17 protein-coding genes and 1 pseudogene are annotated in these 19,112 nt (G+C 26.4%); 11 read left to right on the forward strand and 7 right to left on the reverse strand.

The window, feature by feature from the left end; translation table 11 throughout:
• The first annotated feature begins 8 nt into the window (after positions 1-8).
• The 3 genes from HF862_RS04040 to HF862_RS04050 all read left to right on the forward strand — a co-directional run bounded on the left by HF862_RS04040 (position 9) and on the right by HF862_RS04050 (position 4,377).
• Positions 9-3,104, forward strand: coding sequence for an efflux RND transporter permease subunit (locus HF862_RS04040; RefSeq protein WP_170186647.1), 3,096 nt, complete (start codon positions 9-11; stop codon positions 3,102-3,104).
• On the forward strand, positions 3,097-3,600 hold the full coding sequence (locus tag HF862_RS04045) for a TetR/AcrR family transcriptional regulator (RefSeq protein ID WP_170186648.1): 504 nt from the start codon (positions 3,097-3,099) through the stop codon (positions 3,598-3,600). Before HF862_RS04040 ends, HF862_RS04045 begins: the two co-directional genes overlap by 8 nt.
• A 102-nt stretch (positions 3,601-3,702) precedes the next feature.
• On the forward strand, positions 3,703-4,377 hold the full coding sequence (locus HF862_RS04050; protein WP_170186649.1) for a lipopolysaccharide kinase InaA family protein: 675 nt from the start codon (positions 3,703-3,705) through the stop codon (positions 4,375-4,377).
• Between the two features lie 51 nt (positions 4,378-4,428).
• Here HF862_RS04050 and HF862_RS04055 read toward each other — a convergent pair whose 3' ends face one another.
• The gene (locus HF862_RS04055; RefSeq protein ID WP_170186650.1) at positions 4,429-5,451 is read right to left on the reverse strand and encodes a YeiH family protein; all 1,023 of its coding nucleotides are present in this window, start codon (positions 5,449-5,451) and stop codon (positions 4,429-4,431) included.
• Positions 5,452-5,559: 108 nt separating this feature from the next.
• Between HF862_RS04055 and HF862_RS04060 the strand changes: the two genes are divergently transcribed.
• The gene (locus HF862_RS04060) at positions 5,560-6,408 is read left to right on the forward strand and encodes a LysR family transcriptional regulator (RefSeq protein ID WP_170186651.1); all 849 of its coding nucleotides are present in this window, start codon (positions 5,560-5,562) and stop codon (positions 6,406-6,408) included.
• 155 nt (positions 6,409-6,563) lie between these two features.
• Here the strand turns inward: HF862_RS04060 and HF862_RS04065 are convergent, their stop codons facing one another.
• The 5 genes from HF862_RS04065 to HF862_RS04085 all read right to left on the reverse strand — a co-directional run bounded on the left by HF862_RS04065 (position 6,564) and on the right by HF862_RS04085 (position 11,041).
• Positions 6,564-7,238 (reverse strand): uracil-DNA glycosylase, encoded by a 675-nt coding sequence (locus HF862_RS04065; protein WP_170186753.1) that lies wholly within the window; start codon positions 7,236-7,238, stop codon positions 6,564-6,566.
• Between the two features lie 24 nt (positions 7,239-7,262).
• On the reverse strand, positions 7,263-9,041 hold the full coding sequence (locus HF862_RS04070; protein WP_170186652.1) for a TIGR03960 family B12-binding radical SAM protein: 1,779 nt from the start codon (positions 9,039-9,041) through the stop codon (positions 7,263-7,265).
• 15 nt (positions 9,042-9,056) lie between these two features.
• Positions 9,057-9,479, reverse strand: coding sequence for an HD domain-containing protein (locus HF862_RS04075; RefSeq protein WP_170186653.1), 423 nt, complete (start codon positions 9,477-9,479; stop codon positions 9,057-9,059).
• Positions 9,466-10,323 (reverse strand): KH domain-containing protein, encoded by an 858-nt coding sequence (locus HF862_RS04080; RefSeq protein ID WP_170186654.1) that lies wholly within the window; start codon positions 10,321-10,323, stop codon positions 9,466-9,468. The genes HF862_RS04075 and HF862_RS04080 overlap by 14 nt, the downstream gene beginning before the upstream one ends.
• A gap of 67 nt (positions 10,324-10,390) precedes the next feature.
• Positions 10,391-11,041: a toxin-antitoxin system YwqK family antitoxin gene (locus HF862_RS04085; RefSeq protein WP_170186655.1), complete on the reverse strand. Its 651-nt coding sequence runs from the start codon at positions 11,039-11,041 to the stop codon at positions 10,391-10,393.
• A gap of 135 nt (positions 11,042-11,176) precedes the next feature.
• On the opposite strand from HF862_RS04085, the gene mutL reads away from it, so the two are divergent.
• Genes mutL through lysS form a run of 6 tightly spaced genes read left to right on the forward strand, consistent with a single transcriptional unit; the run spans position 11,177 to position 17,284 of the window.
• Positions 11,177-13,060, forward strand: coding sequence for a DNA mismatch repair endonuclease MutL (gene mutL, locus HF862_RS04090; RefSeq protein WP_170186754.1), 1,884 nt, complete (start codon positions 11,177-11,179; stop codon positions 13,058-13,060).
• A gap of 9 nt (positions 13,061-13,069) precedes the next feature.
• A complete protein-coding gene (rlmH, locus tag HF862_RS04095; protein ID WP_170186656.1) occupies positions 13,070-13,537 on the forward strand; it encodes a 23S rRNA (pseudouridine(1915)-N(3))-methyltransferase RlmH in 468 nt (155 codons plus the stop codon).
• A 24-nt stretch (positions 13,538-13,561) separates the two neighbouring features.
• Positions 13,562-13,900: a DUF1292 domain-containing protein gene (locus tag HF862_RS04100; RefSeq protein ID WP_170186657.1), complete on the forward strand. Its 339-nt coding sequence runs from the start codon at positions 13,562-13,564 to the stop codon at positions 13,898-13,900.
• Positions 13,900-14,268 (forward strand): DUF1934 family protein, encoded by a 369-nt coding sequence (locus HF862_RS04105; RefSeq protein ID WP_170186658.1) that lies wholly within the window; start codon positions 13,900-13,902, stop codon positions 14,266-14,268. Before HF862_RS04100 ends, HF862_RS04105 begins: the two co-directional genes overlap by 1 nt.
• Before the next feature lie 8 nt (positions 14,269-14,276).
• Positions 14,277-15,734: a tol-pal system YbgF family protein gene (locus tag HF862_RS04110; protein ID WP_170186659.1), complete on the forward strand. Its 1,458-nt coding sequence runs from the start codon at positions 14,277-14,279 to the stop codon at positions 15,732-15,734.
• Between the two features lie 53 nt (positions 15,735-15,787).
• Positions 15,788-17,284, forward strand: a complete 1,497-nt coding sequence (gene lysS / locus HF862_RS04115; RefSeq protein ID WP_170186660.1) for a lysine--tRNA ligase — start codon at positions 15,788-15,790, stop codon at positions 17,282-17,284.
• 84 nt (positions 17,285-17,368) lie between these two features.
• On the opposite strand, the gene HF862_RS04120 is transcribed toward lysS, so the two are convergent.
• A complete protein-coding gene (locus tag HF862_RS04120; protein WP_170186661.1) occupies positions 17,369-18,736 on the reverse strand; it encodes an ATP-binding protein in 1,368 nt (455 codons plus the stop codon).
• A 169-nt stretch (positions 18,737-18,905) separates the two neighbouring features.
• Between HF862_RS04120 and HF862_RS10010 the strand changes: the two are divergent.
• Positions 18,906-19,094, forward strand: a pseudogene (locus HF862_RS10010) (helix-turn-helix domain-containing protein); the annotation flags it as partial.
• Positions 19,095-19,112 lie beyond the last annotated feature (18 nt).

Here is a 19,112-nt window from a genome sequence, read left to right on the forward strand (position 1 = left end):
TGATTTATATGAAAATGACAGATTATTCAATAAAAAATACAACAGTTATAAGATTTTTAGTTTTTGTATTGCTTATAGGTGGAATTTTTTCTTATATTAAACTTGGAAAATTAGAAGACCCAGAATTTAAAATAAAAGAAGCTTTAGTAATTACTCTTTATCCACAGGCAGATGCTCATACTGTGGAACTAAATGTCACAGATAAAATAGAGGAAGCACTAAATAAAATTCCTAACATAGATTATCTTCAAAGTGTTTCAAAACCAGGATATTCAGAGGTAAAAATTAAATTAGATGAGGGAATAGATAGTGATGAGGTAGAACAATATTGGGATAATGTAAGAAGAAAAGTTTCTGATGCTCAATTAAATTTACCTTTAGGAGTTGTTCCAAGTATTGTATTAGATGATTATGGGGCTGTTTATGGAATGTTTTTAGCAGTTACAAGTGATGGTTATACTTATTCAGAATTAAAAAGATATACTGAATATATAACTAAAGAATTAAATTCTATAAAAGGAATAGCTCAAGTGGCCCAATTTGGAAAACCTACAGATGCCATTGAAGTTATAATAGATAGAGAGAAAATAAATTCAATGGGAATAAGTGATAAAAGTATAAGTTTAACTCTTTTATCTCAAAATCTTATTACAGGTGGAGGAACTATTGATTATGGAGATTTGAGAGTAAATTTAAGATTAAATAATGAAATAAAAACAATGGAAGAACTTGGTGAGTTAGTAATTTTTTCTAAAAAATTACCAAATGGAACAGATGAAATTGTAAGATTAAAGGATATAGCACAGTTAAAAAGAGATTATGTAAGACCTATAAATCAAAAGATGTATTACAATGATAAAATGGCAATGGGAATTTCTCTTTCTCCTGTTACAGGAACAAATGTTGTAGAAACTGGAAAATTAATTGATGAAAAAATAGAAGAGTTAAAAGAAAAATTACCTGTGGGAATTAATATAGAAAAAATTTATTATCAACCAGATTTAGTAACTTCTGCAATAAATAATTTTGTATTAAATCTTATAATGTCAGTAATAACAGTTGTAGGAGTATTACTTCTTACAATGGGAATGAAAAGTGGACTTATAATAGGAAGTGGATTAGTTCTCTCAATATTGGGAACTTTAATTTTTATGTATATTTTAAAAATAGATATGCAAAGAGTTTCATTAGGTTCTTTTATTATAGCAATGGGAATGTTAGTAGATAACTCAATAGTTATTGTAGATGGTGTATTGGTAAATAGAAATAAGGGAATGGAAATGGAAGATGCCTTAAAAGAAGCTTGTTATAAACCAGCTCTTCCACTTTTAGGAGCTACAATTATAGCTGCTATAGCTTTTATGCCATCATATTTTATGCCAACATATGCTGGAGAATATGTGAGCTCAGCCTTTTTAATAATAGGAATTTCTCTTATGTTAAGTTGGTTTTTATGTCTTACTCAAACACCTGTATATTGTAAATTATATTTAGAAAATGAACCTATAAAAAAAGAAAGTAAAAAAGAAAAAAGATTTTATAAAAAATGTCATAGATTATTGTATGCTTTATTGAGAACAAGAAAAACAACTTTAACAATATTATTAGGGGCTTTTGTAGTTTCTTGTATAATGTTTTTTGGAATACCTAGAACATTTTTCCCAGACTCTGATAAAAAAGGATTTACTATTAATATGTGGGCACCTGAGGGAAGTAAAGTAGAAGTTGTTGAAGAGAAAGCTAAAGAGTTAAGTGAGTATTTAAGAACAGATGAAAGGGTAAAAGATATAACAATAACTGTTGGAGCTTCTCCAGCAAGATATTATATAGCTACATTACCAGAGATGCCAAATCCATCTTTTGCCCAATTAATAATTAATGTGGAAAAAACAAAAGATGTTGATATAGTAGGAAAAAAAGCTATGGATTATGCTCAAAAAAATATTATAGGAGTTACAACCAGTGTAAAAAAATATCCTAATGGAATTCCAACACAATATCCAATAGAGATTGCTTTTGCTGGTCCAGACCCAAAAGTTTTAAAAGAACTTTCCAATAAAGCTATAAATATAATGAAAAAATATCCAGAGGTTCTCAATATAAAAACAAACTGGAGAAATAAAATTTTAACTTGGGAGGGAGATTATTCAAAAATAAATGGAAAAAGAGCTAATATTTCACCTTTAGATATCAGTACTTCTCTTATGAGAACAACAGATGGATTACCTATTGGAAAATTAAAAGAAAATGATAACTTAGTAACAGTAGTTTTAAAAGAAAATGATGGAAATAAAAAAAATCAAATAGATAATCTAGAACAAACACCAATTTGGGGATTAAATCTTTCTTCTGAACCTCTATCTTCTGTGATTGAAAATAGTAAATTAACTTATGAAGAGGGGCAAGTATTGAGAAGAAATAGAGTGAGAACTATGATTGTTCAATGTGATGTTCCTATTGGAGTTAATGCTGAAGAAGTTAGAAGTAAGTTTAATAAAGAAATTGAAAAAATAGATTTACCAAAAGGATATAAGATGTATTGGCTAGGAGAATATTATGAACAAGATAAAAATAATATGGCTCTAATGAAAGCTGTACCTGTACCAGCACTTATGATGTTGATAATTTGTATATTGTTATTTGGTAGTGTGAAAATAGCAACTTTGATATTCTTGAGTTTACCACTAGCAATGATAGGAATTGCTCCAGGACTTATAATAACAGGAAAAACTTTTGGATTTATGTCCATAGTTGGATTTATATCTCTTTCAGGAATGATGATAAAAAATATAATAGTATTGGTTGATGAGATTAATTATGAAATTGATATATTGAAAAAAGATAAATTCACAGCTCTTATTGATTCAGCTATAAGTAGAATAAGGTCAGTAGGACTTGCTGCTCTAACAACAATTTTTGGTATGATTCCTTTACTTTGGGACCCATTATATAAAGATATGGCAGCAACAATAATATTTGGACTTTTTGCTTCTACAATTCTTACATTATTTATTTTTCCTGTTATTTATAGTGTAGTTTATAATATAAAACCAAATTTAAGATTAAAAAAATATTCAAGATTATTTGGAGGAAAAAATGTCTAGAAAAATAGTTTTTTATAAAAAGAAAATCTTTAATAAAGCCTTTGAAATTTTTTTAGAAGAGGGAATGGACAAGGTTACAGCTAGGAATATAGCCAAGATTGTGAATTGCTCAACAACTCCAATTTATAGTTACTATCAATCAATGGAAGAATTGAAGAAAGAATTGATAAATCATCTGCTTGAGGTGATTAAAAAATATACTGATTATTCCTACACAGAAAATGAATATATAAATCAAAGTATAGGATTTTGTAGATTTGCCAAAGAAAGAAAAAAGATATTTTTATCAATTCATAGAGATAAGGAGTTTTTAGAAAATATTATTTTAAATTTTTCTAAAAAAGATGAAAATTATAATTTGGAAAATTGGTGGATTTTTGTTTATGGATATTCGGTACTTATAGGTAATTCATATATATCTCCAGATTTAGACGAAATAAAAAATACTTTAATAACAAATCAAAATATTATTTTAAAGAAAAATGAAATTAATTGATTTTTTCTATTTTTTATAGTAGAATATAATTACTCTTTACAACTAATTTTTACATATTTGGGGAAATTATGAAATATATTTTAAAGGGGTAAGAGGAAATATATGGAATTGAAATTATTTTTTGATGAAAACACTGAGAATAAAATTATTCTTGGAGAGCTAATCGAAGATAAGTATAAAGAAGAAAAAGTTTTTACTAAAAAATATAATAGGGAGGTATATCTATTAAAAATAGATAATACTGATTATGTTTTAAAAAAAGAAGTTTTTAAAGGACCTTTTGCACTAAAAAATAAAATAAAAATGATGTATAAAAATATAAAAAAATTAAGAGAAAAGGGATTTGAGAATACTTATAATGTAAAAGTAATAGCAGAAGAAAAAGTACATCCATTTCTTAAAAATATATACTATGTTACTGACTATATAAAAGGAGATACCCCTAAAAGTAAAGAGGATTTTGAAGAGGTAATGCAACTTATAGTTAAATTACATGAATTGGGACATTACCATGGGGATTGTAAACCAGAGAATTTTGTAAAGACTGAAGATGGAAAAATGGTAATGATAGATAGTAAATTTAGAAGAGCTATTTTTAGTAAGCTTGGAATGTATAAAGATGTTTTGAGATTACAAAGATTTTCAGACAATAGTTTGGATTTAAATAAATATTTTAGAAAATACAAAAGACATTTTTTATACTATATAGCTATCTTATTAATTTATAGAAGAGATATTTTTAGAAGAAAAAATGATTTTTGGAAAAAAGTATTATAAATTGAATAAAATAAAAAAAGCACGATTATTTCGTGCTTTTTTTATTAAAATTTATATAAGTCCAATGGCATATTCTACAAATAATGCTACAATTACAACTAATAAAGATACAATAAATCCATGTATCATAGGAGAAGTACCAGACTTTCTCATTTCTCTAAAGCTTGTATTAAGTCCAATAGAAGCAAGAGCAGCAACCATTAAAAATTTACTTGATTCTTTAAGAAAATTTGAAAGTGAAGAAGGAATTATTCCAAAACTATTTATAATAGCTAAACCTATAAATCCAAAAATAAACCAAGGGAAAATAGTTAAAACATATGATTTTGTTTTTACACTAGCTTCAGCATTAACATTTTCTTTTTGTTTTAAACGCATATTGATAACAGCAAAAATAATAACAACAGGAATTATAGATAAAGTTCTAGTAAGTTTTACCATTGTAGCAAAATCTCCAGCAGCTTCACTAAAAGCATATCCAGCAGCCACAACACTAGAAGTATCATTAACAGCAGTACCAGCCCATAAACCATAGGCAATATCAGATAATCCCATCCATTTTCCAATTATAGGGAATAAAATAATCATAACCATATCGAAAATAAATGTAGCTGACATAGCATAAGCAATATCACTATCTTTTGCATCTATAACAGGAGATATAGCAGCAATAGCTGAACCACCACATATACCAGTTCCTGCTGAAATAAGATTAGAAAGTTTCCAATTTAGTCCTAATAATTTTCCAATTACATATCCTCCACCAAAACATGTAAACAAAGTAAATAACATTATAGTTAAAGACATTTTTCCAATATTAACAACAGTTCCAATACTTAAAGAAGCTCCTAATAATATAATGGCAAATTTTAAAATTTTCTTAGAAGTAAATTTTAAACCTACTTGAATTAATTCAGTTGGTTGATAAAAATGATTGATAGCCATTCCTATAAAAAGAGCAATAACTGAAGCTCCTACTAAGTGGATAGGTAATAAGTCTTCTAAATATTTAGAAACCCCTGCAATTATTAAAGAAAAAATAAATCCTGGTAATATTTTTGTGATATTTTTCATAAGTTCCTCCTGATATTTTTTATAGATTGATTTTAACATAGAAAAATGATAAAATCTAATAATCATTTATTATATATTGATAATAAAATTTTATTAATGGTGATGAAGATGTTAGATTATAGAATGATAACTTTTTTAAAACTATGTGAAAAAATGAATTATAGATTGACAGCAGAGGAGTTACATATGACACAGCCAGCAGTCACTCAACATATTCATTATTTAGAAGAGGAGTATAATTGTAAACTTTTTAATTATGACAAAAAGAAGTTAGAAAAGACAGAGAGTTGTCTTATATTAGAAGAGTATGCAAAATCAGCTTATTATAATCATATAAAAATAAAGGAGATTATAAATTCTGAGAAAAAAATAAAAATAAGAATGGGAGTAACAAAAACAATAGGGGAATTTGTAATAAATGAGAAAATAAGAAAGATGTTTGAAAATATTAATTATGATTTTTCTTTAGTAATTGATAACACAAAAAAATTATTGGAACTTTTAGAAAAAAATCAATTAGATTTTGTTTTGGTAGAGGGAATTTTTGATAAAAATAAATATGAATATGAGCTTTATAAAAAAGATGAATTTATAGGAATTTGTAGTAAAAAGCATAGATTTTTTAATAAAGAAGTGAAGATAGAAGAATTATTTGATGAAAATATTATAATAAGAGAAAAGGGCTCTGGAACTAGAGCTATTTTAGAACAAATTTTAGAAAATAAAAATTTTTCATTGAATTCTTTTAAAAAACAAATTTCTATAAGTAATTTTTCTTTGATAGGGGAGTTTGTACAAGAAAATTTAGGGATATCTTTTGTCTATGAATCATTTACAAAAAAATATAAAGATATAGGAAGATTCTTTTTAAAAGAAAAAATAGAGAGGGAATATAATTATGTAACTTTGAAAAATACTTTTGCAAAAAATTATATAGAAATTTTTAAGAATATATAAATAAAAAAGAGGGTTGTTATATGAACCCTCTTATATGTTTATTTTTTCTTATTTTTTCTATTAACTCTTATAACAAACCATACAATAATTCCTATACTAACAGGTAACATTGCAAGGTTAGCAATAGCTAAAGGACTCATAATTTACCCCCTTTTTTAAAGATTAGGAATGCTCCAATCAATTTCCTTTTCTCCTAAAGATTTTAAGATTTCATTAACTTTTTTAAAGTGGCCACAACCAAAAAATCCACGGCTAGCAGAAAGAGGACTTGGATGAACTCCCTCAATTATAAAATGTTTTTTATTTGTAATAAGTTTTTTCTTAGATTTTGCATTATTTCCCCAAAGGATGAAAATCACAGGAGAATCTTTTTCGTTTAGAAGTTCAATAATTCTATCTGTAAAAATCTCCCAACCTTGTCCTTTATGAGAATTTGCTTGTCCCTCACGAACTGTTAAAACAGTATTTATCATAAGGATACCTTGTTTAGCCCAAGAAACCAAATAACCATTATTTGGAGGTTTTATTCCCAACTCATTTTCAATCTCTTTATACATATTTTTTAATGATGGTGGTGGAGTGATGCCAGGTTTTACAGAAAAAGCAAGTCCATGGGCTTGTCCCTCTCCATGATAGGGGTCTTGCCCTAATAATAAAACTTTTGTGTCTTTGTAACTAGAAAGTTTTAGAGCTGAAAAAATATCATTCATATTAGGATAGATAGTTTGAGTTTTATATTCATTTACTAAAAAACTTCTTAATTTTTGATAATACTCTTTTTCAAATTCAGGTTTTAATAATTCATCCCAATCATTTCCAATATTTATCACAAAATCACAACCTTTCATAAAATTTTATAGAGAAAAATCTTTTTTAGTATCTACAATATTTCCACACTCTGGAATTATTTTTTTCATTCCACAACCTAAGCAACCAAGTCTACAGTCATGTGATAATGTTTGAGCCTTAGCTCTTTCATATTCTCTTCTTAAAAATTCCTTTGAAACTCCAATATCAATAATATCCCAAGGAAGAGTTTCATCAAAACTTCTTTCTCCAAGATAATAATCAACACTTAATCCAAGTTCATTTAAAGCTTCCATCCATAAATTGTAGTTATCTCTATAATCATCTAATTTAACACCTTTTTTGAAAGCTAATTCTATTAAATCACCAGTTTTACTATCCCCTCTAGAGATTAATCCCTCTAATAAAGATTTTTTAGGTGGATGAATTTTTAAAGCTACACCTTTTAAACCTGTAAATAATCCTTTTAAGAAATTATGTTTTTCTACCATTTCATCCATAGACATTTGTTTACACCATTCAAAAGGAGTATGAGGTTTTGGTACAAAGTTAGAAACACTAGCAGTAATATTTATTCTTTTATCTATACTTCTACACATTTGAGAAACTTTTTTAACAAGCTCATAAATTCCTTGTACATCTTCCATAGTTTCAAAAGGAAGTCCAATCATAAAATAGAATTTTAATGACATCCAACCAGCTCTTACAGCAGCTTCAGCAGTTGCCATAATTTCATCTTCAGTAACACCTTTATTTATAATATCTCTCATTCTTTGACTTCCAGCTTCTGGAGCAAAAGTAAATCCTGTTCTTTTTCCTCCACTTATAATTTCAGCAACTTTAACAGAATGAGGATTCATTCTAAGAGATGGAAGAGAAACTCCAACACTATCACAAGAATATTTTGATTTTATACCACTGATAAGAGAATCAATATTTGTATAGTCACTACTACTTAAAGAAGAAAGAGAGATTTCTGAATGTCCTGTATTTTCTATTAATTTTGAAACAAGTTCTATGTTTTTTTCTAAACTTCTTTCTCTAACAGGTCTATATACAATTCCAGCTTGACAGAATCTACAACCTCTTGTACAACCTCTTTGAATTTCAGCAGTAGCTCTATCGTGAACTATTGCCATATAAGGTATAAGTTGTTCATCATATAAATCACATTTATTTAAATCTCTTACAATAGCTCTTTGAACTTTTTTATTTTTATCATGTAAACTAGGAATATAAATTCCTTGAAGATTAGAAAGAGCTTGTAATTTTTCAGCCTTTGTTTTTCCTTTTGTAGCCACTAAAATTCTAGCAAGTTCAGGCATATTTTCCTCGCCGTCACCAACCATTAGAAAGTCTACAAATTTTTCAAGAGGAGCTGGGTTCATAACACAAGTACCTCCAGCCATTATAAGAGGATATTCCTCTCCTCTTTCCTCTCTTCTTAAAGGAATTCCTCCAAGAGAAAGAGCATTTAACATATTTGGATAACACATTTCATAAGAAAGAGAAAATCCAACTACATCAAAATCTCTAAGCTCACTTTTAGTTTCTAGAGAAAACATAGGGATATTATTTTTTCTCATAATATCTTCCATATCATCCATAGGCATGAAACCTCTTTCTAAATAGAAACCAGGAACTTTATTCATAAGAGTATATAAAATTTTAATTCCTAGATTTGACATTCCAACTTCATATATATCTGGAAACACAAGACACATATTACTTGTCCATGTATCTTTGTGACAACTGTTTATTTCATTTCCAAGATATTGAGCTGGTTTTTCAACTGATAAAAGATATTTACTTATATTTACTTTCATTATTACCTCTTTATATTATTTATCATCTAATTGTTGGAAAATTTTCATATTTTCATCATAATATTTATCGTGATGATGTTTTGCTAATATCCCAACATTTAAGTTTATATTTTTTAATTTTTCGTAGGAGAGGTTAGGATGATTCTCTAGCTCCTTATCTCCTACTAAAACTTTTTTTATTCTTTTAAATAAAGAAAAATTTTTCTTTCCACAATCGTGAAGAAGAGCAAGTTTTTGATAATCTTTATTATTTCTTAATATTTCATTTTTTAAAATTAATTTGAGTAAATTAAAAGAGTGAATTTTTTCATACCTACTCATTTTGTTAAAAATTTCAAACTCTTCTGAAGTTAAAATTTCTTTTACTAAAAGATTATTTTTTTCATCATATTTGCAAAATAAGTATGTATAAACTTGCTTCACTCTAGATAAAATCATATTCCCTCACAATAACATTTCCAAGAGATTTTTTTAATTTTTTGATATTAGAACCATTTTTACCTATAACTTCACCTTTTTTAGAAGGATTAACATATAGAAGATAAGTATCTCCTAAAGAATTTTTTTCAATCTTTTCTACATTATCAATTTTTAAATCATCAACTTCTGTAAAAATATTATTTAATAATTCATCTTCTAAAATTATACTGTGAAGTTTTAGATATTTTCCAGGTAGTGGAGTTTTGTCTCCTGTAAGAATAAACCCACTTGTTATTCTAACCTGTTTTGGCATAAATGAATCTCCTAAAAAAATAAGTTGCCCATTTTCATAAGTAATCTCCACAGTTCTAATGTGTTCTTTAAGATTTTCCCCTTTAGAATCAGTAAATATACTTACATCATAAGTACCACTGTATTCACTACAAAGATTTTTAATCTCCTCTTCAGAACGAGTTATTAATTTTTTAGGATATTGATATATATATTTTCGTTGTTTTACATAATCAGGGAAAACGAGATTTGGAAAAGTTTTTCGATAACGAGTTATTTTCATTTCCCCCTTAGCTAAGTTGTTGAATTCAGATATTATTTTCTGAATATCTCTGCTGAAAGTACTACTAACATAAAGACAATTACTTCCGGAAACTTTAGCATCTGTCCTTCCTCCTTGTTGGATACCTTTAGCCCATGTAAAGCCTAAAGAGTTCATAAGATTTTTAAACTGACCTTTTACACTTTTTTTATTTGTAACTTCATCAAAAGAGTCGAAATACTTCCCTTGATAAAAAATATCAAATATATAACCGATTTTATTAGTTTTTTCTAAAGCTCTTATATCCATATTTCTCTCTTTCAAAATAAAATACACATGCATTAAATTATAGCATAAAATCTTTGATTTCACAAGATTATTTATACCATTTTTGTTTCAAAATTGTTCCTTTATTAGAGTATTGAATCTCTTTTTCTATTTCTCCCTCTTGATTAAATTCTTTCCATATACCAGTCTTTTTATGCTTAGTAAGATTTCCAACCTCTTTAATTTTTCCATTGTTCCAATAGACAATATATCTTCCAGTACCATCTATAATTTCACTTGTATCAAAAAGAAGTCCATTTTTGTTATACCACTCAATATTTCCATCTAATTTTCCATCTTTAAAGGGAAAAATAGAACGGATATTTCCATTAGGATAATATGTAATTTGGTCGCCTACTTGTTTTCCAGCTAAGAAATATTTTCTCATTCCAATATTTCCATCATCTCCAAACCAAATTTGAGCTCCATCAAGAAGTCCATTTTTATATTCTTCAAAATATAGAAGGTGACCTATATATCTACTTGTAAAGACTCCAGTAAAAGGAGTAGTTTCTCCAGCTACATAAGCTAATTTTCCCTTATAAACTTTTTTTTCAATATTCACTTCTCTTAAGGATTTATTTAATTCTTTTTCAGATTGTAAAACAATTTCTGTATTTGTTTTTAGATTATTTACTCTATTAGTAGATGTACATCCTACAACTAATGAAAGGATAATTAAAAGTAAAAATTTTTTCATAAAATCTCCCTATACTTTAATATTTTTAGAATATTATAACATAAAATTTAGAAAAATAAAAAAATAATATAGAAAAATTTCTGTATATGAAGTATAATTTGATATCACTAGAATTCTTTTATAGGAGGTAAAAAAATTAGGACTATAAATATTTTAGATGAAAAAGTTTCAAATATGATAGCTGCTGGTGAAGTGGTAGAAAGACCAGCTAATATGATAAAGGAGCTTTTAGAAAACTCTATAGATGCTAAAAGTACAGAGATTTCAATCAACATAAAAAATGATAACAGATATGTAAAAATAAGTGATAATGGGATAGGAATGTCTAAGGAAGATTTATTACTTTGCATTGAAAGACATGCAACAAGTAAAATTTCTACCAAAGAGGATTTATTTAATATAATGACTTATGGGTTTAGGGGAGAAGCACTTTCTTCAATAAGTTCAGTTTCAAAAATGACTATTTCTTCAAAAGATAAAGATAGTGAAATGGGAACTATGTTAACTTCTTTAGGAGGGAAGATAACTAATATTCAAGAAATTTCAAGAGGTGTAGGAACAGAAATAGAGGTTAAAGATTTATTTTTCAATACTCCAGCAAGACTTAAATTTTTGAAAAAAGAGGTTACAGAGTTTAGAGCCATAAAAGATGTGGTGTTGTTAGAGGCTTTAGCAAATCCAAATGTTTCAATAACTCTTTTAAATGAAGGAAAAGAAGTATTAAGAACAAGTGGAAGAGGGATGAAAAATACAATCCTTGAAATTTTTGGAAAATCTACTTTAGAAAATTTAGTATCTTTTCCATTGGGATTTTTAGGAAATATATCTCTTAATCGTTCTAACAAAGATTTTATATTTATTTTTATAAATAATAGACCTGTAAAATCACAAATTATAGAAAATGCTTTGATTGATGGATATTATACAAAACTTATGAAGGGGAGATACCCTTTTGCAATTTTATTTTTGGAGTTAGACCCAAAAGATGTAGATGTAAATGTGCATCCTACTAAAAAAATAGTTAAATTTTCTGATGAAGAGTATATATATAATTATGTTTATGATGAGGTAAACAAAAAACTTTTTGGTGATGATGATTTTATAGCTCCAGTAATAAAACCAGAAACTAATGAGAATTTTTTAAATATAAAAGATTTTCAAAAGGAGGTAATTCAAGCTGAAAAAATATCTCTAGACCTTTCAAAACCAAAAGAAGAAAAAAGAGAAAAAGAAGATTTTCAGGAGAGCTTTAAAGAGGAAAAATTTAGTGTTAGAGAACCTATTGCTGAACCAAAAATTCAAAATATTACAGAAGAAAAAACTTTGGAAATAAATAAAGATTTTGAAAAAAAAGAAAAAAATTTAAAAAAAATCTTTCCAAATAACGAAAAAATTGATACACTAGAAGGTAGAGAAAAGGAAAAATCTGTAGAAAAAATTCAAAGGAAACATTACAAAATAATAGGTCAATTAAATGATACATACATTTTGATAGAAAGGGATAATAACCTAGAAATATATGACCAACATATAATTCATGAAAGAATATTGTATGAGAAATATAAAAAGGCTTATTATAACAAGGAGATATCAATTCAACATCTTTTAGTACCTATAAAATTTAAAGTTTCTAATAAAGAGAGAGAAATTGTAGAAGAAAATATAGAAATTTTAAAAAGTTTTGGATTTGATATTGATTTTTTTGAAAAAAATGATATTCTTGTAAGAGGGATACCAAATTTCAAAATTTTATGTAGTGTTGAAGAGTTAGTAAAAAATATTATAGAAGATTTAAAAAACTCAAGAATTAAAAATTCTCTTTTAGAGGAAAGTATAATAATGACATCATGCAAAGGGGCAATAAAAGCAAATCAAAAATTATCTTTTGAAGAGATGGAAATCCTTTTAGATAAACTATTTGAGATTGAAGAATACACTTGTCCTCATGGACGTCCAATTTTATTGAAACTTTCTTTAAAAGATATAGAAAAACATTTTGGAAGATTAGGGAGTAAATAAGGAGCTACTTTGAATATAAACATTATTTGTGTAGGAAAAGTAAAGGAAAAATATATTTTAGATGGAATAGGGGAATTTTCTAAGAGAATGCAAGCTTTTGGGAAGTTTAAAATAATTGAGTTAAAAGAGTTTGGAAATGACTCTGACAGAGGTGGTTCTATAGAAAAGGAATCTAAAAGTATATTTGAAACTTTAGAAAAAAATAAAGGTTATAATATATTACTAGATATACAGGGAAAAAATATATCTTCTGAAGATATGGCTAAGGAGATAGAAAATATTTGTATAAAGGGATATAGTACCATTAATTTTATAATAGGTGGTTCTTATGGAGTATCTGATGAATTAAGAAAAGAAGCAGATTTTAGATTGAGTTTTTCAAAAATGACTTTTCCACATCAACTGATGCGTCTTATATTGTCTGAACAAATTTACAGATGGTTTAGCATAATTAATAATACAAAATATCATAAATAAAAGTTTAACTTAGGAGGGATTTTTATGTTTTTACCTGGAGATTACTTTACAGGAAGGGTTCTGGGAGATGAGATTGAATTTGAAATTGTAGCTACATTAACTTATGAAAATGATGATTATGTAATTGCAGAAAGTAGTGACGAAGAAAAATATGTCTTTTTAGCAAATGATGAAGAAGATTTAGAGCATATTGATGACGAAGACCAAGTTGAAGAAATCTTAGAATACTGGGAAGAAGAGTATGGTGATGAGAAAGAAGATATCGGAGATTGGGAAGATGATGAGTATTATGATAGAGAAGATACTCGTAATTCAAGAGAAAGATTTGATAATGAAGATTACCATGATGAAGAGGATTATTAATGAAAGTTCTTTTAAAACTAAAGACTTTGGAAAATCAACAAAGTTTAATTGAAAAAGAGATAAAAGCTTTAAAAAAAATTGATGGCAATCAAATAGAATACATTTATATAGATGAACTTGGAAGAAATATTATAAAGCTTTTTGAGGATTCTGTTATAATAGAGAGGGTTGGAAATACTAAAACTTCTCTGATATTAAAAAAGAATTTGGAAACAAAATTTAGATATATAAATCAATATCTAAATGTAGAATTAAGTTTATTCACTAGAAAACTAGAGATTCATCCAAAGGGTTTTGTGACAGAATATACAATCTATCAAGGAAAAGAAGAAATTAATAAAATCTTTATTTCTATAGAAGAAATATAGGAGGATTAATGAAAAAATTTATATTTATTGCTATTTTAGTAAACCTTTTTTATAGTTGTCAAAATTTAACTTCTTTAAATGGAGGTTATGGAAGAATACCTGAACTTAATATGCAAGTTGAAAAAGATAAGATGCTTTCACAAGAAAAGTTTTTCTTAAGTGATTCTGGAATTGCTTATTTCTTAGATATAGTATCTAGTAATATAAGAAATAACACAACTAGAACATATATGGATGGAAATGCTTTTGATTTATATTTGGGAGAATATATAGCAATACCTACTACTGCTTATAATTTTACAGTTATTGCAACACCTAATGTAAATTCTTATGATGCTTTCATAAGAGGTGGAGTATTTTATTTTAGAAGTTTATATCAAGGAAAATTTGGTTTTGTTTTAGAAAAATATGGAGAAAATCCTCAAACTATTGTTATCAATAACAAAGCTCGTTACCAAATTTCAGCTTTTGATTTAAATAATGTTATAAATAAAAATGTTGAAGAGAAAGATATAGGAAAATTAAAAAATAGTGTCCAAGCTTTTAAAATTTTATTCCCAGAAAGTTCAAGAGTAAAAGATGCAAGTTTTGCTCTATTTAATCAAGGGGTAACAAATAATGATAGACAAGTTGTATCTAGTGAGGCTACTTTCTTAGAGGAAAATTGCAAATTATCTTCTGAAGAAAAAATAAAAGTTTTATTAGGTAGAGAGAAAGTTTTAAATAATGACTACAGTTTATCAAAAATTTATTTTAACTTTAAAGAAAATACTATAGAGTTAAATGAAGTTGTAAAAAATGATATAATAAAAAGAGGAAGACCAACAGCTGAAGAGTTAAGATTTTTAGAGGAATATTATGCAATAAAACCTAGTAGAGAATTAGCTAACTCTTTAGGAGTTTTCTATTTTAGAAGTGGAAATATTTCAAAGGGAACTCACTATTCAGAAAATAAAGGTGGCTTATTACCAGCACCTTTAAAAAATGATTTTACTGAAACTATAATAAATAGTACAACAGGAGGAAATACTACAGAAACTCCAGAAAATACTACAGAAACAACTACACCAGTAGAAGAAAATCAAAATTTAGAGTACAATACTTTTATATCTGATTATGACAAAGGTTTGACTTATTACAATAATGAGGATTATGCAGAAGCAATTTTAGTTTTAGAAAAGATTATTCCTCAAGCAAAAGTAGAATATAAAGAGACACAAGATTTATATTTCTTGCTTGGAAACTCTTATTATGTTACAGGAAATCAAGATAAGGCTAGAGAGTATTTAGAGAAAGTAACTTTAGAGAATAATAAATATCCAGAAGCTCAATATAAGTTAGGAGATGTATATTTCAAAAAAGGTGAGAGAGCAAAAGCTATTAAAACTTTTGAAGATGTAAGTAAAAACTATAACTCTACAGTGTGGGGTAGAAAAAGTATTATATATTTAAGAAGTTTAAAATAGTTATTGAATGATTAAGGATTAAAATAAAATTTAATATAAAAGGAGAAAAGTTAATGAAAAGATATGCTGATTTTGTTGCTGAAGACCGTCTTTTAGCAGAACAATGGCAAAAAATTGCTGAAATAAAAGAATTAGGATTTGACCCATTTGGAAAGAAATTTGATAAAGAATTTATGATAGGGGAAATATTAGATAAAGAAGTTCCAGCAGAAGATGCAGAGGTAAAACCAGTTTATAGAACAGCTGGAAGAATAATGGGATATAGAATTCAAGGAAAAGCAGGATTTGCTCATTTAGAGGACCAAACAGGAAGAATACAATTCTATGCTAGAAAAGATGCTTTTGAAGATGAAAAAGTATGGGAATTAATAAAAAAATGTGGTGTAGGAGATATTGTAGGAATAGAAGGAACTCTATTTGTTACAAAAACAGGAGAAAAAACTTTAAGAGTTAGTAAATTTACTTTACTTTCTAAAAATGTAAAAGCTTTACCTGAAAAATTTCACGGTTTAACAGATATTGAAACTAGATATAGAAAAAGACATGTAGACTTAATAATGAATAGAGAAGTTAAAGATACATTTATAAAAAGAACTAGAATTATAAGTGAGATTAGAAACTTCTTAAATGCTAAAAATTTCTTAGAAGTTGAAACTCCAATGTTACACCCAATCGTAGGTGGAGCAGCTGCAAAACCATTTATAACTCATCACAATGCTTTAGATATGCCACTATATTTAAGAATAGCTCCTGAGTTATACTTAAAAAAATTAATAGTTGGTGGATTTGATAGAGTATATGAAATCAATAGATGTTTTAGAAATGAAGGAATTTCTACAAGACACAATCCAGAATTTACATCAATAGAATTATATATGGCTTATGCTGATTATGAATCTATGATGGATTTAACAGAAGATATTATTAAACATGTTGCTATGAAAGTTTTAGGAACTTTACAAGTTCAATACAATGGAAAAGATTTAGATTTATCTAAATTCCACAGAGTTCATATGGTAGATATGATAAAAGAGGTTACAGGAGTTGACTTCTGGAAAGAGATGACTTTTGAAGAGGCTAAAGCTATTGCTAAAGAGCACAATGTAGAAGTTTTACCTCATATGACTGGTGTAGGACATATTATAAACCAATTCTTTGAAGAAAAATGTGAAGACAAAGTTACTCAACCAACATTTATTTATGGACATCCAGTAGAAATATCTCCACTTTCAAAAAGATTCCCTAATGACCCAAGATTTACAGAAAGATTTGAGTTATTTATTGATTCAAGAGAATATGCAAACGCTTTCTCTGAGTTAAACGACCCAGCTGACCAAAGAGGAAGATTTGAAGCTCAAATAGAAGAAGCAGAACTTGGAAATGATGAAGCTACTCCAGAAATTGATGATACATTTATCGAAGCTCTAGAAGCAGCTTTACCACCTACAGGAGGACTTGGAATAGGAATTGATAGACTTGTAATGCTTTTAACAGGAAGCCCTACAATTAAAGATGTAATCTTATTCCCTACTTTAAAAAATCTTAAATAATTAAATATTATTATAAAAATAAAAGGAGTTGTTAAAACTCCTTTTTATTTTTTTGATGAAAACTTAAGAAAATATCTTGAGTTTTTATCTAAAATCAGAGAGAATTATATTCTTTTCTTTTTTACTTAATTCTATTAAATCTTCACTAAATCCCTCTTTTGAAAATAATATAAAATATTCTTCTCTGATATTATTATTCCATTTTACTTTTTTACTTTTTTCTTTTAAAGCTAATAAAACACTTAATCCAACTTTTTTAGTAGACCATTTACATTCTCCGAAAAGAATTTCTTTTTCTCCTATACCAACAATGTCTATTTCTTCATTATTATCCCACCATCTACCAAGTTTTTTTATAAGAAAAGGAATATTGTTATTAGTAAAAATACTTTCTCTTGCTAAATCTTCGTAAGTTTTAGACACCCATAAATTAAATTCAGTTTTTATTTTTTCTAATGGATACATTAAATTTTCAATTTCTAAATAACTTTGATAAGGATATACATAACTAAACCAGAATTTTAAATAGTTATCTTTTATCTTATATAATCCTTTTTTTCCATTTTCTATACTTTCAGTAATAGGAACTTCTTTTTCTAATATTTCTAAATCTATCATCTTTGTTATATACGAAGTTATACCACTTGAGTTTATACCTAACTGAGAACATATAGAAGATAATTTTGTATTTCCTAAGGCTATTGAATTGAGTATAGAAAAATATCTTGATAAATCATTTATTTCTTCTTGTAGTAAAAATTTAGGTTCTGAATAAAGAAAATTATCTTTATTAAATATATTATTTTCTATATTCCATAATGGAGTTTCCTCTCTATCGAATTCTAAAATATATTTAGGAACTCCACCAGTTATAGAATAAAATTCTATTAATTCTTTTGTGGTTTTTTCTTTAAAAAACTCTTTATAATAGTCAAAGCTAATAGGTTGTAATTTAATTTGAGAAGTTCTTCTTCCATATAGAGGGCTATTATATGATAAAACTTCTGAATACATCATAGATATTAATGAACCACATAATATAATCATAATGTTTTTATTGCTAATTTTTTCATCATATATTCTTTGAAAGATGGAAGAAAACTTTTTGTTTATAAGACATAAATATTGAAATTCATCTATAACTAAAATAAATTTTTCATTATTAACTTTATTTAAAAAATAATCAAAAAGAGTATCCCAATCAGGAATATCTATTTTTTTAAAAAAATCATCATTAAATTGTTCGGCTAATTGATTTTTAAACCTTTTAATTTGGATATTTTCATTTTGTTTGTCAGCAAAGAAGTAAAAAGCATTTTTATCTTTTATAAATTCTTTTATAAGAGTAGTTTTTCCAGTTCTTCTTCTACCATATAATACAACAAAACTTTTTTCTTTTTTATATTCTTTTTCAAGAGTAGATAACTCTCTTTTTCTATTTATAAATTTCATACTTTTACCTCCCTTTTTTAATATTATAGCATATAAAAAAATATAATTCAAATTATCATAATTTAAATTATGTTATATATTCTATATAATTTTTAAATTTTTTAATATTTACTTTAATAAAGAAAAATTATATAATATTTATATAAATAAATATTTTTTTGGAGGAAGTATGGCAATATTATATGAAAAATTATTTAAAATTTTAGATAGTAAAAATATAAAAAAAATAGATTTACAAAAAAATATAGGGCTATCTTCAAGAACTATTGCAAAACTTTCTAAAAATGAAAACTTATCTTTAGATGTATTGGAGAAGATTTGTAGTTATCTAAATTGTAAAATTGGAGATATAGTAGATTTTAAAAATGATATAGAA

The organism is Fusobacterium sp. FSA-380-WT-3A (genome assembly GCF_012843705.1).
GTDB lineage: Bacteria > Fusobacteriota > Fusobacteriia > Fusobacteriales > Fusobacteriaceae > Fusobacterium_B.